Below are 14,192 nucleotides of genomic sequence, written 5' to 3' on the forward strand. Positions count from 1 at the left end.
ACGCGCCCCGGGCCGCGCCGTCGCCCGCGGATCTCGGCCGGACGTTGCGCGGAGTGAGGCGGCGGCGGGTTACGGGCAACGGCCCTGCCCGCGGACCCTCGGCGATCAAGCAGTTGTGGTGCCTGGCCAGGGCCGCGAAGCGGCAGAAATCGGTCACCATGACTGCATGATCGACGGCGGTGGCGGTTGCTCCCGGCGGCGGCCGCGGGTGCCTCAGGTGCTGTCGGACTCCCGACTGCCCACCGCGCCGAGCGCCGACGAGCTGGTCGTGCCGCACGAGCTGGTGGCGAAGGTCGGTGATGCCACCGGTCCCGACGACCACGGGAGGAGACGACCGGTCGGGCCCGCGCGGGTGTCCGGGTGGGCGGACGTGGCCCGCGTCGGTAATGCTGTCGACGTGACCACCCCGCACGATCTCGATGACCGGTTCCGGGAGACGCTGGCGGCGCTGACCGCCCCCGAGCAGGGGCGTGACCCGGCCGAGCCGGTTGCCGACGGCGTCGAGCTGACCGGCACGCAGGCACTCGACCTCTTCGACGCGCAGGTCACCAGCCGACAGCTCGACCTGGCCGGGCGCTGGTTGCGCAGCTTCGACGAGGGCTTCTACACGATCGGCTCGGCCGGTCACGAGGGCAACGCCGCGGTCGCCGCGGCGCTGCGGCCCACCGACCCGGCCCTGCTGCACTACCGCTCCGGCGCGTTCTACTGCGTCCGCGCCGGTCAGGCCGCGGCAGCCGCCGGCGACCCGGCCGCTGCCGCGTCCGACCCGACCGCCGCGCTCGCTGATCCGTCGAGCCAGGGATCGGGCCCCGCCATCGTGCCGGCCGACGCCGACGTGACCGGGCCCGCCGGCCTGACCGGGCCCGCCGGCCTGACCGGGCCCGCCGGCCTGACCGGGCCAGCCGACCCCGCCGGGCCTGCCGGCCCGCGGGCGGAGGCCGGCGACACCGCCACCCCCGACAGCGCCGACCCGGGCGGGGACGGCGGCGCCGGCCGGGAGGTCGCCGGGCTCGAGCGCCCCTGGGTGTACGCCGGTGCCGCCCGGGACGTGCTGCGCGGAATGGTCGCCTCCGCCGCGGACCCGATCGCCGGCGGCCGGCACAAGGTCTTCGGCCACCCTGACCTCGCCGTCGTGCCGACCACCTCCACCATCGCCTCGCACCTGCCCCGGGCGGTCGGGATGGGGCTCGCCGTGGAGCGGCTGCGCCGGCAGGAGCGGGCCGGCGGCGGGGTGCGCATCGGCGGCGACGCCGAGCAGTCGCCCTGGCCGTCGGACGCCATCGTCGTCTGCTCGTTCGGCGACGCCTCGGTCAACCACGCCAGCGCCACCGCCGCGTTCAACACCGCCGGGTGGTACGACCACACCGGGCTGCGGATCCCGGTGCTCTTCGTCTGCGAGGACAACGGCCTCGGCATCAGCGTCCGCTCGCCGCAGGGCTGGGTGGAGGCGACGCTGCGGGCCAAGCCGGGGATCCGCTACTTCAGCGCCGACGGCAGCGACCTGGTGCAGGCGTACGCGGTGGCCGCCGAGGCGGCGGCCTGGGTGCGGCGGCACCGCCGGCCGGCCGTGCTGCACCTGCGCACGGTACGGCTGATGGGGCACGCCGGCGCGGACGCCGAGACCGCGTACCGCAGCCCGGCGGAGGTCGCCGCGGACCTGGACCGGGATCCGCTGGTCGCCACCGCGCGGCTGCTGGTCGAGGCGGGGGTGGCAGCCGGCGCGGAGCTGCTGGCCCGGTACGACGACATCGGCTGGCAGGTACGCCGGCTCGCCGAGGAGGTGATCGGCGAGCCCAAGCTCGCCGCCGCGGCCGAGGTGGTCGCCCCGCTGGCGCCCCGGCGTCCGGTGCGGGTGTCCCGGGCGGTGGCCGACGCGGCGGCCCGGGCCAGCGGGCCGAACGCCGCGGCGCGGGCCGAGGCGTTCGGTGGCAAGCCGCCGGAGCTGACCGGCCCGCTGACGCTGGCGCAGAGCATCAACGGCGCGCTGGCCGACGGCATGCTCGACCATCCGCAGATGGCGATCTTCGGCGAGGACGTGGCCGCCAAGGGCGGCGTGTACGGGGTGACGAAGGGGCTGCGCGACCGGTTCGGGCCGGCACGGGTGTTCGACACCCTGCTCGACGAGACGTCGGTGCTCGGGCTGGGGCTGGGCGCCGGGCTGGCCGGGATGCTCCCGGTGCCCGAGATCCAGTACCTGGCGTACCTGCACAACGCCGAGGACCAGCTCCGCGGCGAGGCGGCCACCATGCAGTTCTTCTCCCGGGGGGCGTTCCGCAACCCGATGGTGGTGCGGGTGGCCGGGCTGGCCTACCAGCAGGGCTTCGGGGGGCACTTCCACAACGACAACTCGGTGGCCGTACTGCGGGACGTGCCCGGCCTGGTGATCGCCGTGCCGGCGCGGCCCGACGACGCCGCGCCGATGCTGCGGACCTGCCTGGCCAGCGCGGCGGTGGACGGCAGCGTCTGCGTGTTCCTGGAGCCGATCGCGCTGTACCACACCCGGGACCTCTACGCCGAGGGCGACGGGGAGTGGCTGGCCGGCTATCCCGAGCCGGGCGCGTGGGTGAGCGGGCACGTGCCGATCGGTCGGGCCCGGGTGTACGGGGTGGGCTCGGCCGAGGACCTCACCATCATCACCTTCGGTAACGGCGTACGGCTCTCGCTGCGCGCCGCGGCCACCCTCGCCGACGAGGGGATCGGCACCCGGGTGGTGGACCTGCGCTGGCTCGCGCCGCTGCCGGTGGCGGACATCATCCGGGAGGCCTCCGCGACCGGCCGGGTGCTGGTCGTGGACGAGACCCGCCGGTCCGGGGGCGTGGGTGAAGGGGTGATCGCGGCACTGGTCGATGCCGGATATGTCGGGGCGGCGCGGCGAGTAGCCGGACTTGACTCGTTTGTACCATTAGGTCCGGCCGCGCGTCAGGTTCTGGTCTCCGAGGAAGCCATTACCCAGGGTGCCCGCACGCTCCTGGCACGGTAAATTCCGTTCCACCCGGTGCGCCACTTGCGCGGGGAGCCACAACTGTGTGGACTTGCCTGACGGCGTCGAGCGGGCGCCGCTGGCAGGGACGAGATGAGGAGGCACGCGACAGTGAGCGCGACCGCTGGTCAGGCCGCCGACGGGGTACGCAGCCTGGCGGACCGGTTCGGACTCGAGCCGGGGATGGTCGTCATGGAGATGGGGTACGACGATGACGTCGACCAGGATCTCCGGGACGCCCTGACCGACCGCTGTGGAGAGCTGGTCGACGAGGACACCGACGAGGTGGTCGACGCTGTCCTCGTCTGGTACCGCGACGGCGACGGTGATCTTTTCGAACTCCTCGTCGACGCCCTCGGCCCACTGGCCGACAACGGGGTCGTGTGGCTGCTCACCCCGAAGGCGGGGCGCGAGGGGCACGTCGAGCCGAGCGAGATCGCCGAGTCCGCCCCCACGGCCGGGCTGCAGCAGACCTCGACGGTCAACGCCGGCCGCGACTGGACCGGCGCCCGCCTGGTCCTGCGGCGCGGGGCCAAGGCCAAGAAGTAGCCGTCGGTCGCCGGTCGCACCAAGGGCGAGCGGCAGCCGATCGGGCACCCGGCGGGGACCCCGCCGGGTGTGGCACGTTGGTGCCGTCCGGACCCCACCCGAGGAGTTCCCGCATGCCCATCGAGGTTGGCGCCGAGGCGCCGGACTTCGTGCTCAAGGACCAGAACAACCAGGAGGTACGGCTCGCCGACTTCCGCGGCAGGCGCACCGTGCTGCTGGTCTTCTACCCGCTCGCCTTCACCGGCGTCTGCCAGGGCGAGCTGTGCGAGGTCCGGGACAACCTCGACGAGTACGTCAACGACGAGGTCCAGGTGCTGACCGTCAGCGTCGACTCGGTCTACAGCCACAAGGTGTGGGCGGACCGCGAGGGCTACCAGTTCCCGATGCTCGCCGACTTCTGGCCGCACGGCGCGGTCGCCCAGGCGTACGGCGTCTTCAACGACGCGACCGGCGTCGCCAACCGGGGCACCTTCGTGATCGACAAGGCGGGCGTGGTCCGCTTCGCCGAGCAGAACCTGCCCGGGGAACCCCGCGACCAGCTCCGCTGGCGCAAGGCGCTGGCCGAGGCCGCCGCCTGATCGTCGACCGGCCACGCCGTGCGACCGGACCGACGGCGAGCAGGTAAGCTTGCCAGCCACCGGCCCGCCGCACGGGCGTTCCGGGCGCGTAGCTCAGTGGGAGAGCACTCGCCTTACAAGCGAGGGGTCGCAGGTTCGAAACCTGCCGCGCCCACCCAGCACAACACCATCGCGAAGATCCATCCCCACATCCGGCTAGCCGGGTGGTGACGGCGGCTCGGACGGGCGTCTGCGGGCGCGGGCTGCGTCGGATATGGCGATCCCGGTCAGGACGAGGGCGGCAGCGGCGGCGACCACGACCGGCGGCAGGGGGAGCATCGCCGGTGTCAGGGCGGCCAGCGCAAGGACGCCGATCGGTCGGGTCAGGGACACGCGGCCGAATACCGCGTGCTCGAAGCGGGCGTGCCCGGCCAGGTACAGCGCGGGTCCGCCGAGGATGACGGCGATCCAGGCCGGTGGGGTGTGCCCGAGTGGATGGGCGATGACAAGTTCGTCGCCGACGGCTGCAGCGACCACGCCGGCCACCATGGTCAGGTGGGCGTACGACGCCGATCCGGCGAGGCGGACCGGGTCGGCAGACACGGCAATCGCGTCCGCCAGGACCTGCCCAGCGCGGTAGATGTAGATCCGCCACAGCAGCACGGTGGTCGCGATCGACACTGCGAACGCGGCGACCCTGTCCGGCGCGAAGCCGCTGCTGCTCAGCGCCAGGCCGGTGACCAGGATCAGCTCGCCGAGCGCGATGATGAAGAACTGCCGGTAGCGCTCGGACAGGTGCTCGCCCGAGATCACCAGGTCCTGGCTGGGCGTTCGGCCCGCCCCCGGGGTGGGGAAGCCGATTCTGCCTGCCGTGTGGTCAAGGACCACCGCGAGTGCCCACAACGCGCCACGCGCCGTACCGTGCATGAGCGCCCCCGCGATCCACGGCAGCGCCGACAGGCCGTACCAGAACAGCCCGCGCACTCCGGTGCGCTGCAGCTCGTGGCCACGCAGAACGGCCGCGAGGACGAGACCGCGACCGAGCTGGATGGCGACGTAGGCGCCCGCGAAGATCAGGCCCGTGTCGCCGAATGCCTCGGGCACCGCGGCCGCCATCACCAGGCTGCCGACCATGGTCGCGATGACCAGCACCTGGATCACCGGTCGTTGCGGGTCCGTCCGGTCGGTCAGCCACGCGGTGCTGGACCAGACCCACCACACGGCCGCCAACAGCACCAGCGTCCGGAAGGCACCGCTCCACCCGAGATCCTCGGCCAGGCCGCGCGAGAGCTGCGCGAGCGCGAGGACGAACACCAGGTCGAAGAAGAGTTCCAGGAACGTGGCCCGCTGCGGATCCCCGGCTTTCCGCACCAGCTCGGCCGCCCTGCGCGTCGTCATCGGCTCGCCCGTTCTGCCAGCTCTGCTCCAGGTTTGGGGGCATTCTGACATGCGGCAGCGGCGGCGACCGCGGACGTGCTGCCGTTGACTGGATCGCGCGACCCGCGTTACACGAACGGCATTCGCGACGCGGCGGGGTCGGCCGGGGCGCGTCGCGACGTCCGGACTCGTGGCCGTGGTGAGCGGATGAAGAGGGCTGTGGTCAGCTCGGGGCGAGGAGGCAGAACTCGTTGCCTTCCGGGTCGGCGAGGACCGTCCACGGGACACTCTGGCCGAGGTCGATGGCGGTGGCACCGAGAGTCCGCAGTCTGGCCGCCTCGGCCTCCGGGTCGTCACCTGGGTACGGGCGGACGTCGAGATGGACGCGGTTCCACACGGTCTTCACGTCGGGTGTGCGGAGGAACTGCAGATAGGGGCCGACGCCCTTGGCGGAGCGCAGTACCGCTCTGTGGTCGGTCACCTCGTGCAGGGTCCAGTCCATGGCCTTGCCCCAGAAGCGGGCCATGGCTCGCGGATCCGCGCAGTCGACCACCACCGCGGCGATCGGTCCGGTGTCTCGGTAGAGCGGTCGGGGGTCCAGCACGCAGAACTCGTTGCCCTCTGGGTCGGCCATGACCGTCCATGGGACGTCGCCCTGGCCGACGTCGGCGGGTTTTGCGCCGAGTTCCTTCAGACGCGCGACCATGTCCGCCTGATGGGCCGCCGAGGTGGTGGCGAGGTCGACGTGCACGCGGTTCTTCACCGTCTTGGGTTCCGGGGAGACGATGAGGTCGAGGCAGACAGCGACGGGGTCGGGGTAGACGAAGCCCTCGGGTTCGAGGTTGGTCACGCCGGGTCCCTCGCTGGAGATTCCCCAGCCGAGCGCCTCCGCCCAGAAACCGCCCAGCGCGGAGTCGTCCCGAGCCTTCATGTTGATTTGAACAAGCCGCGTCGCCATGCCGACGATGCTAGAGGAGATCAACGACCAGCAGAACCCGAGAAAACAGCAGGCCAGCCGCCGTGTGACAGCGGGCGACGGACGAGTCGACCTGTGCGCCGGCGTCTGTGGCGAGCGCCGGCAGATGGCGGCGTGATGACTGAGCCCGTCACCGCCCCGTGCCTTGCCTGCTCAGGTGGGCTCCGGCAGGCGCTCGGGTAGCCGCCGGACGTTCCGGCGGACATGCTGCGAACTTGCCGGGAGCGCCCTACGAGCGCTCAGGCCCCGGCGGGTACGTCGACGGCCGTGGCGCCGACGATGGCCCTGGCGCCGTCGTTCTGCACGTAGCCGACCACCGAGGCTTGTCGAGGGTCGAGATCGGGCGGCACCTCCAACTCCAACCGCCCACGCTCCACGTCCAGGCCGAGCGACATGAAGGCGCGCACCACGTTGTCCTGCCGCAGCGTCCGCCCGGCGTTCTCACCCCGGGCGACCTCGCTCTCCAGGGCACGTTCCACGACCGCCACGTTCAGCACCGCCCGCTCCGGCGGCCGCTCGGTCTGGAAGTCCACCACCATTCGCCGCCCGTCACCCCCGGCGGCCTCGACCGACAGCGCGAGCGGCGTGGGGGCCGCCGCCGTCAGGGCGGACGCGATCGCGGTCGCCGCTCGTCGACGGTCGGAACCGATGAACTCGACGGTGCCGTTGACGACCATCTGCGGGGTGTACAACCGGCCGGTGCCGAAGGCGCGCGCGTACGCCTCCTGCCGCGCGCTGTACGCCTCGTCGGCGAACTGGTCTGGCCAGCCCAGGTAGTCCCAGTAGTCGACATGGAACCCGAGGGCGAAGACCGGCTGTCCCCGCTCCCGGGCGTCGCGCTCGATCTCGGTCAACACCTCCTCCGCGGGCGGACAGCTCGAGCAGCCCTGGGAGGTGAACAGCTCCACGACGGCCACGCCGCCCGCCGGCGGGACGTCCCGCTCCTGTGGCATCGAGTCCTGCGGGCGGCCCCGATCCGACCCGGTGCGAGATCCGTCCGTCATGACGCCCCTCCTCGGTCGGTCCGACTGGCGGCTCTCCGATTCCCGTTACCGCCGCGACCATGCCCGGTCACCCTCAGCCGTGGGCGGCGGTTGGGTCGACGGCCCGTGGCGTCGGCCGGAGCGGGCCAGATCTTCCGACACGCGGCAGCGTCAGCGCGCGGTTCGAGGCACCCTTCGCGGCCCCGCTGATCGGGCAACTCGAAGCCGGGGTACCGGCCGACTCCTGAACGTGTCGGGTTCAGCGGGGTGGGCCGGCCAGGATCCGGGAGCGGGCGGCGTCCACGCCACCACGCCACCAGCCCATCGCCTCGATCCACCAGGTCATGCCGGCGGCCGCGTACGGCGTGATGATCTCCGTGGCGTTTTCCGGCGACGTCCAGCCTTCGAGCCCGATGTCGAAGCCGTCCAGCGAACCCCGCTCTGCGGCCACGAAGCGGACCACGTCGGCGAAGTCCTCGACCGGCACGGGGACGTCACGACCGGCGTGGGCGAAGGTGGGCACCACGCCGTCCCAGCGGGCCGACCGGCGCACGCCTGGCCGGTTGGGCCACCGGCCGGCACACCAGACGGGGATGCGCGGCTGCACCGGTGTCGGCAGCATCCGCACCCGCGCACCGGACGGCATCGCCACCTCCGCGCCCGACCACAGCGCGGTGAGCTGCTCAAGGGACTCGTCCAGGCGGCTGCCCCGGCCCCGCGGGTCGGGATCCTCGCCGAAGGCGGCGTACTCGGCGTCGATCGAGCCGATGCCGGCGCCGAAGACGAGCCGGCCGCCGGAGAGCGTGTCCAGGGTGACCGTCTCCCGAGCCACCGTCTGCACCCGCCGGCGCGGTAGGGCTGCCATGAGCACCCCGAGCCGGATCCGCGTCGTGCGGGCCGCGATCGCGGACGCGACGACGACCGGGTTCACCACCGGCCAGTCGTCGTGGTAGAGCAGGTGGTCCCAGAGGAAGACCCCGTCCCAACCGTGTTCCTCGGCCGCGACGGCCAGGTCGACCAGGGTGAGCGGGTCGGCGAAGGGCCCGACGTTGGGCAGACCGACGGCGTATCGGATCATCCGGCAACACTAGGTGACAGGGCTGACGGAACGGCGTCCTCGCGTCCGCCGGGCAGGTCAGCCGCTCACCAGGTACCGCGCGGCGGAGGTGACGTGGTCGGCGTCGATGCCCGCCCAGGCCAGGAGTTCCTTGCTCGACCCCGATCCCGGCATGGCCCGTACCGCGAGGTGGATCAGTGCCGGGCGCACCCGGCCGTCGGCGACGAGACTGTCCTTCACCGCCGACCCGAGGCCGCCCTCCGGGTGGTGGTCCTCGACGACCACGATCCGGCCGGCGGTGGCGAGCACGGCGGCCGTGATGGTCGCGTCGTCGATCGGTTTGATCGAGTAGCAGTCGATGACCCGGGCGCTGATCCCCTCGTCGGCCAGGGCGTCGGCGGCGGCGAGGCAGGCGTGCAGGGTGACCCCGGCGCCGATGAGGGTGACCGCGTCCTCGTCGGACGAGCGCAGCACCTTCGACCCGCCGACCGGGAAGGTCTCCCCGTCGGGGTAGAGCACCGGGTACTTGCCGCGGGTGGTGCGCAGGTAGCTGATCCCCGGGGTGGCGGCCATCGCCTCGGTGAGGGCGACGGTGCTGGTCGCGTCACTCGGGTAGAGCACCGTCGAGCCGTGCACGGCCCGCATCATGGCGAGATCCTCGAGCCCCATCTGCGAGGGTCCGTCGGGGCCGATCTCGATGCCGGCGTGCGAGCCGACCAGGCACAGGTCGACGCCGGAGACGGCGCCCATCCGGATGAAGTCGTACGCCCGGGTCAGGAACGCGGCGAAGGTGGAGGCGAAGGGGCGGTAGCCGCGTACCGCGAGGCCGGTCGCGGCGGCGACCATCTGCTGCTCGGCGATGAACATCTCGAAGTACCGCTCGGGGTGGGCGCGCGCGAACTCGAAGGCGTACGTCGAGTTGCTGACCTCGCCGTCCAGCGCGACGATGCGCGGGTCACGGGCGCCGAGCGCGGCGAGCGCGTCGCCGTACGCCTTGCGGGTGGGCACCGGCTCGCCCACGCCGTAGCTCGCCGGCGCCGCGCGCCGGGTCGGTTCGGTCGTGACGGGCCGGGCCGCCGGGTCGCTGGCGGGGCTGGCGCCGTCGATGCTGCCCTCGGCGGGGCGCGGGCCGCGCACGGTCAGGTTGCGTACGCCACCGAGTTCCCGGATCGCCCGGTCGGCCATCTCCGGCGGGAAGGGCTTGCCGTGCCAGTCGTTGCTGTCCTCCACCTCGGCGAAACCGCGGCCCTTGACGGTCCGGGCCAGGATCACCGTCGGCTGTTCCCCGGCCGGGTCCGCGGCCGCGGTGAGGGCGTCGTCGACGGCGGTCAGGTCGTGCCCGTCGATGACCAGCACGCGGGCGCCGAACGCCTCGGCCCGGCGGGCGTACGCGTCGACGTCCCAGCCCAGGTCGGTGGGACCGCGCTGGCCGAGCCGGTTGATGTCGACCATGGTGACCAGGTTGGACAGCCGGTAGTAGGAGGCCTTGTCCAGCGCCTCCCAGATGGAACCCTCGGCGAACTCGCTGTCGCCGCAGAGCACCCAGACCCGGTAGGGCAGCTTGTCCAGGTACTTCCCGGCGAGCGCGACCCCGACGCCGTCCGGCAGCCCCTGACCGAGCGAGCCGGTGGCGACGTCGACCCAGGGCAGGGCGGGGGTGGGATGCCCCTGCAGGCGCTGCCCGAGGCGCCGGTAGCCGTGCATCAGCTCGTCGTCGGAGATCACCCCGACGGCCTTGAAGAGCGAGTACAGCAGGGGGGAGGCGTGGCCCTTCGACAGCACCAGATGGTCGTTGGCCGGCGACCGCGGGTCGTCCCAGTCGTAGCGCAGGTGCCGGGTGGCGAGCACGGCGAAGAGGTCGGCCGCCGACATGCTGGACGTCGGATGCCCCGAGCCGGCACTGGTGCTGGAGCGGACCGAGTCCACCCGTAGCTGTGCGGCCAGTTCGGCGGCGGTGTCGAGGCCGATGGTCGCGGTGGGGGCGGTGAGGGTCACGGTGCCTCCTGTGACTGCGCGTCCGGCAGGTGCTGCCGCGCGGATACCCGCGACGCCCGCGATCAGACGTGCCGGTCGGTTATCCGGGCCGGCCGCCGCCCCCGTGGCGGTGCGTCGGCGCGGATCGGCCGTTCCGGTCGTTCCGCCGGTGTTGGATCGGAGCGGACGGGAGGTGCCACGGTGAGCTACGCCGAGGTCAACGGGTTACGGCTCTGGTACGAGTCGCACGGCGACGGGCGTCCGCTGGTGCTGCTGCACGGCGGCTTCGGCGCGGCCGAGACCTTCGCCCCGATGCTGCCGGCCCTCAGCGAGCGGCACCGGGTGATCGGCGTCGACCTTCAGGGCCACGGCCACACCGCCGACGCCGACCGGCCGCTGCGCTACGAGTCGATGGCCGACGACGTCGCCGCCCTGCTGCGCCACCTCGACCTGCCCGCGGCCGACCTGCTCGGCTACTCGCTCGGCGGCGGGGTGGCGCTACGGGTCGCGATCCAGCACCCGGCACTGGTCCGCCGGCTGGTGGTGGTCTCCGCCCCCTGCCGGCGGGCCGGCTGGTATCCGGAGGTGCTGGCCGCGATGGCCGGGCACGACGAGCAGGCCGGCGAGCGGATGCGGGGCACCCCGCCGTACCAGCTCTACACCCGGATCGCCCCCCGCCCCGACGACTGGCCACACCTCTGGGCCAAGTCGGGCGACCTGCTCCGCCGCGACTACGACTGGTCGGCCGAGGTGGCCGCGTTGGCCCTGCCCACCCTGCTGGTCTTCGCCGACGCCGACTCGATCCCGATCGCCCACGTGGCGGCGTTCTTCGGGCTGCTCGGTGGCGGTCACCGCGACGCGGGCTGGGACGGCACCGGCCGGCCGGCCGCCCGACTGGCCGTGCTGCCCGGGCTGACCCACTACGACATCGTCAGCTCACCCGCCCTGCCGGCAGCGGTCCTGCCGTTCCTCAACCACCCCGTCGCGGCTCCGGCCTGAAGCGGCGCCGACGCTCCCGGCGCTCCGCCCGCCAACCGCGGCTCCAGTAGCCGGCCAACCCGATCACCAGCACGCCGATCAGACCCGTCCAGAGCCAGAACCGCAGCCCCACCCCGCCCGGTGGCTCCGCGTCCCGGACCCGGCCACTCCGAACGACCTCGTCGGCGACGTCGATGGCGAGCACCTGCTCGGGTGCGGTCGTCACGGTGCGCGGCTCGGCCGCTCCCGGCGTCAGCGCCAGCAGGCGTACCGACCTGACGTGCCCGTACGCGACGCGTTGGTCCAGCTCCAGCGGCTGGTCGAACCGGGCGGGCGACGCCGGCTCCGGCTGGTACGCGACGACCAGCGCCGAGCCGTCCGGTCGCCAGCCGAGCAGCCGGATCGCGGTCACGTCGGAGACCGCCGGCAGCGACAAACTGCCGCTGCCGCTGCCGCTGCCGCTGCCGCTGCCGGTCCGGGCATCGACCTGGCGCAGGCTCCACTCGGTGCTGCCGGGTTGGCGAGTGGCGAGCGTCAACCGGCCGTCCGGGGTCCATGCGCCCTTGCCGGCGAGCCAGCTCTCGGCCGGCAGGGCGAACGAGGAGAGTTCCCGTCCGTCGAGGTCGGTGACGGCCACCGTGCGCCCGTACTGGTAGGCGAGGCGGTCGGCGGAGAACGCGACGACCGAGCCGAAGCTCGCCTCCTGCGCGCCGCTGGCCAGTTGGCTCCACCGCTCGCCGTCGAGGGTGACGATGCTCAGCACCGAGCGGTAGGTCGCCCCGTCGAAGGCGACCGGCACGGTGTCCCGGACCACCAGCCGCGCACCGCCGGGCGACCAGCCGACCGGCGTGGTCAGCACGCTGTCGGCGACCCTGCTCGGCAGGCGTCGGGTTCCCCCGGTGGACAGGTCGATCACGTCGACCCGGGGACGTTCGGGATCGCCCGCCGGCCGGGCCACGTACCGGCCGTCGGGGGAGAGCAGGACCTGGTCGCCGGCCGGCGCCTCGAATCCCATCGAGAAGATCCGGTAGCGGTCGGCGTCGGCGCCGACGACACCGACGATGCCGTCCTCGTTCCAGCCCTGCAGGCGGGGCGCCTGGCCGGTGAAGATGACCGACGCGGGCCCGAGCGCGGGTCGGTCGCTGGCGTGCCGGGTGCCGAGCGGCGGCAGGCCGATCCGGTCGGGCAGCGCGGCCCGCGCGCCCGTCGCCGGGTCCACCGCGGGCGTACCCGCCAGCGGCAGCGCCACCCCGGCCAGCACGACCAGGACGAGTGCCGCGGCAGCGGCGGCGGTGCGCCGGCGGCGGGAGCGGCGTGCGGTGGCCAGGGCCCGCTCGTACACCGGATAGCCCGGCACCCCGTCCGCGGTGACGCGCAACGCCTCGCGCAGCCGGGCGGTCATCGCGGGCTCCTCTCCGGGGTGCCGTCGACGAGATCGGGGGCGATGAGCCGCAGCCGGCGTACTGCGTCGTGACCGTGCCGTTTGACGGTGCCGACGGAGCAGCCGAGCACCTCGGCGACCTGCGCCTCGGTCAGGTCCTCGTAGTAGCGCAGCACGATGACGGCTCGCTGACGCGGGGTGAGCTGGCGCAGCGCCGCGGTCAGCGTCAGCCGCAGCGCGGTCGTCTCGGTGTGGTCGGCGCCGGCCCGCTCGGTGGGCTCGGCCTCCAGCCGCTCGGCGACCCGGCGCCGCCGCCACCAGGAGACCTGCTGGTGGTACATCACCCTCCGGACGTACGCCTCCGGGTCGCCGCCGCGGATCCGCCGCCAGTGCCGGTAGGTGCGGGCCAGCGCGGCCTGCACCAGGTCCTCGGCGAGCTGGTGGTCGCCGGTGAGCAGGTAGGCGGTCCGGGACAGGGCCGGCGTTCGGTGCACCACGAACTCGTGGAACGTCTCGGTCATGCCCACCCCCTCACCGGGACAGACGCCACCCACCGCACGAATGGTTGAGGCCGGGCGCGACGGGTTTCCGCCGCGTCCGGCTCTCGGTCAACTGGTGAAGCCGCCGTCCACGTTGACCACCGCGCCGGTGACGTAGCCGGCCTCGGGTGCGGCCAGGTGCGCGACGGTGGCCGCGATGTCAGCGGGGCGAGCGTAGCGGCCCAGGGCGGTGAAGCCGGCGATCGCCGCAGCGTTCGGGCCGTCGGCCGGGTTGGCGTCGGTGTCGGTCGGTCCGGGGTTGACCAGGTTGACCGTGATTCCGCGCGGCCCCAGCTCCCGGGCCAGGCCGCGGGTCAACCCGGTCAGCGCGGTCTTGCTCATGGAGTAGAGCGCCAGCCCGGGAAAGACCGCCCGCTCGCCGACGTTGCTGCCGATGCTGATGATCCGCCCGCCGTCGGCCAGGTGCCGCGCCGCCGCCTGCGCGGCGAGGTACGGCGCCCGCACGTTCACCGCGAGCGTCTGCTCCAGCTCGTCCGCGCCCAGCTCGGCGACGCCGCCGACCAGGAACACCGCGGCGTTGTTCACCAGGATGTCGAGCCGGCCCAGCTCGGCCGCCGTCCGGTCCACCGCGTCCCGGACCGCCGCCGGGTCGGCGCTGTCCGCCGGCAGGGCGAGCGCACGCCGGCCCAGCGCCTCGATCCGCTTCACCACTACCGCGGCCTGGTCCGCGCTCTGCCGGTAGGTGAGCGCCACGTCGGCACCGTCCTGTGCCAGCCGCAGCGCGATGCCCGCCCCGATGCCCCGGGCACCACCGGTGACCAGGGCGACTTTTCCGTCGAGTTTCGTCGTCATGTGACGATCATGGAAGCGCGGGCGCGGT

Annotated in this window: 12 protein-coding genes and 1 tRNA gene; 5 read left to right on the plus strand and 8 right to left on the minus strand. The window is 73.5% G+C overall.

What is annotated here, in order from left to right; translation table 11 throughout:
* Positions 1-166 precede the first annotated feature (166 nt).
* From AB0C04_RS07240 to AB0C04_RS07255, 4 genes are all read left to right on the plus strand, one after another.
* Positions 167-2,980 carry a transketolase C-terminal domain-containing protein gene (locus AB0C04_RS07240; RefSeq protein ID WP_357049702.1) on the plus strand — a complete coding sequence of 938 codons (2,814 nt, stop codon included), beginning with the start codon at positions 167-169 and terminating at the stop codon, positions 2,978-2,980.
* Positions 2,981-3,091: 111 nt separating this feature from the next.
* Positions 3,092-3,529, plus strand: coding sequence for a DUF3052 domain-containing protein (locus AB0C04_RS07245; protein ID WP_350874143.1), 438 nt, complete (start codon positions 3,092-3,094; stop codon positions 3,527-3,529).
* Positions 3,530-3,642: 113 nt separating this feature from the next.
* Positions 3,643-4,107 carry a peroxiredoxin gene (locus AB0C04_RS07250; RefSeq protein WP_357049706.1) on the plus strand — a complete coding sequence of 155 codons (465 nt, stop codon included), beginning with the start codon at positions 3,643-3,645 and terminating at the stop codon, positions 4,105-4,107.
* An 82-nt stretch (positions 4,108-4,189) separates the two neighbouring features.
* Positions 4,190-4,261: transfer RNA gene (locus tag AB0C04_RS07255), tRNA-Val, on the plus strand.
* A 41-nt stretch (positions 4,262-4,302) separates the two neighbouring features.
* Here AB0C04_RS07255 and AB0C04_RS07260 read toward each other — a convergent pair.
* From AB0C04_RS07260 to AB0C04_RS07280, 5 genes are all read right to left on the minus strand, one after another.
* Positions 4,303-5,484 carry a low temperature requirement protein A gene (locus AB0C04_RS07260; RefSeq protein ID WP_357049709.1) on the minus strand — a complete coding sequence of 394 codons (1,182 nt, stop codon included), beginning with the start codon at positions 5,482-5,484 and terminating at the stop codon, positions 4,303-4,305.
* A 202-nt stretch (positions 5,485-5,686) separates the two neighbouring features.
* Positions 5,687-6,421, minus strand: coding sequence for a VOC family protein (locus AB0C04_RS07265; protein ID WP_357049712.1), 735 nt, complete (start codon positions 6,419-6,421; stop codon positions 5,687-5,689).
* A gap of 257 nt (positions 6,422-6,678) precedes the next feature.
* Positions 6,679-7,443 carry a DUF1223 domain-containing protein gene (locus AB0C04_RS07270; RefSeq protein WP_357049715.1) on the minus strand — a complete coding sequence of 255 codons (765 nt, stop codon included), beginning with the start codon at positions 7,441-7,443 and terminating at the stop codon, positions 6,679-6,681.
* Between the two features lie 238 nt (positions 7,444-7,681).
* Entirely contained in the window at positions 7,682-8,500 is an 819-nt protein-coding gene (locus tag AB0C04_RS07275) for an LLM class flavin-dependent oxidoreductase (protein ID WP_357049718.1), read from the minus strand.
* Between the two features lie 57 nt (positions 8,501-8,557).
* Positions 8,558-10,474 (minus strand): transketolase, encoded by a 1,917-nt coding sequence (locus AB0C04_RS07280; protein ID WP_357049721.1) that lies wholly within the window; start codon positions 10,472-10,474, stop codon positions 8,558-8,560.
* A gap of 180 nt (positions 10,475-10,654) precedes the next feature.
* On the opposite strand from AB0C04_RS07280, the gene AB0C04_RS07285 reads away from it, so the two are divergent.
* Positions 10,655-11,452, plus strand: a complete 798-nt coding sequence (locus tag AB0C04_RS07285; RefSeq protein ID WP_357049724.1) for an alpha/beta fold hydrolase — start codon at positions 10,655-10,657, stop codon at positions 11,450-11,452.
* Here AB0C04_RS07285 and AB0C04_RS07290 read toward each other — a convergent pair.
* The 3 genes from AB0C04_RS07290 to AB0C04_RS07300 all read right to left on the minus strand — a co-directional run bounded on the left by AB0C04_RS07290 (position 11,424) and on the right by AB0C04_RS07300 (position 14,164).
* Complete coding sequence (locus AB0C04_RS07290; protein WP_357049727.1) at positions 11,424-12,833, minus strand: hypothetical protein; 1,410 nt, start codon at positions 12,831-12,833, stop codon at positions 11,424-11,426. The two genes, AB0C04_RS07285 and AB0C04_RS07290, sit on opposite strands and share 29 nt — an antisense overlap.
* Complete coding sequence (locus AB0C04_RS07295) at positions 12,830-13,333, minus strand: SigE family RNA polymerase sigma factor (RefSeq protein ID WP_357049730.1); 504 nt, start codon at positions 13,331-13,333, stop codon at positions 12,830-12,832. The genes AB0C04_RS07290 and AB0C04_RS07295 overlap by 4 nt, the downstream gene beginning before the upstream one ends.
* A gap of 87 nt (positions 13,334-13,420) precedes the next feature.
* A complete protein-coding gene (locus AB0C04_RS07300; protein WP_357049733.1) occupies positions 13,421-14,164 on the minus strand; it encodes an SDR family oxidoreductase in 744 nt (247 codons plus the stop codon).
* Positions 14,165-14,192: the final 28 nt, after the last annotated feature.

The organism is Micromonospora sp. NPDC048909, assembly GCF_040649635.1.
Classification (GTDB): domain Bacteria; phylum Actinomycetota; class Actinomycetes; order Mycobacteriales; family Micromonosporaceae; genus Micromonospora.

Bases quoted from the DNA above. Each gene is read 5' to 3' on its own strand.
- AB0C04_RS07240 (WP_357049702.1), top strand. From the start codon at position 167: ATGATCGACGGCGGTGGCGGTTGCTCCCGGCGGCGGCCGCGGGTGCCT.
- AB0C04_RS07250 (WP_357049706.1), top strand. From the start codon at position 3,643: ATGCCCATCGAGGTTGGCGCCGAGGCGCCGGACTTCGTGCTCAAGGAC.
- AB0C04_RS07260 (WP_357049709.1), bottom strand. From the start codon at position 5,484: ATGACGACGCGCAGGGCGGCCGAGCTGGTGCGGAAAGCCGGGGATCCG.
- AB0C04_RS07265 (WP_357049712.1), bottom strand. From the start codon at position 6,421: ATGGCGACGCGGCTTGTTCAAATCAACATGAAGGCTCGGGACGACTCC.
- AB0C04_RS07270 (WP_357049715.1), bottom strand. From the start codon at position 7,443: ATGACGGACGGATCTCGCACCGGGTCGGATCGGGGCCGCCCGCAGGAC.
- AB0C04_RS07275 (WP_357049718.1), bottom strand. From the start codon at position 8,500: ATGATCCGATACGCCGTCGGTCTGCCCAACGTCGGGCCCTTCGCCGAC.
- AB0C04_RS07290 (WP_357049727.1), bottom strand. From the start codon at position 12,833: ATGACCGCCCGGCTGCGCGAGGCGTTGCGCGTCACCGCGGACGGGGTG.
- AB0C04_RS07295 (WP_357049730.1), bottom strand. From the start codon at position 13,333: ATGACCGAGACGTTCCACGAGTTCGTGGTGCACCGAACGCCGGCCCTG.
- AB0C04_RS07300 (WP_357049733.1), bottom strand. From the start codon at position 14,164: ATGACGACGAAACTCGACGGAAAAGTCGCCCTGGTCACCGGTGGTGCC.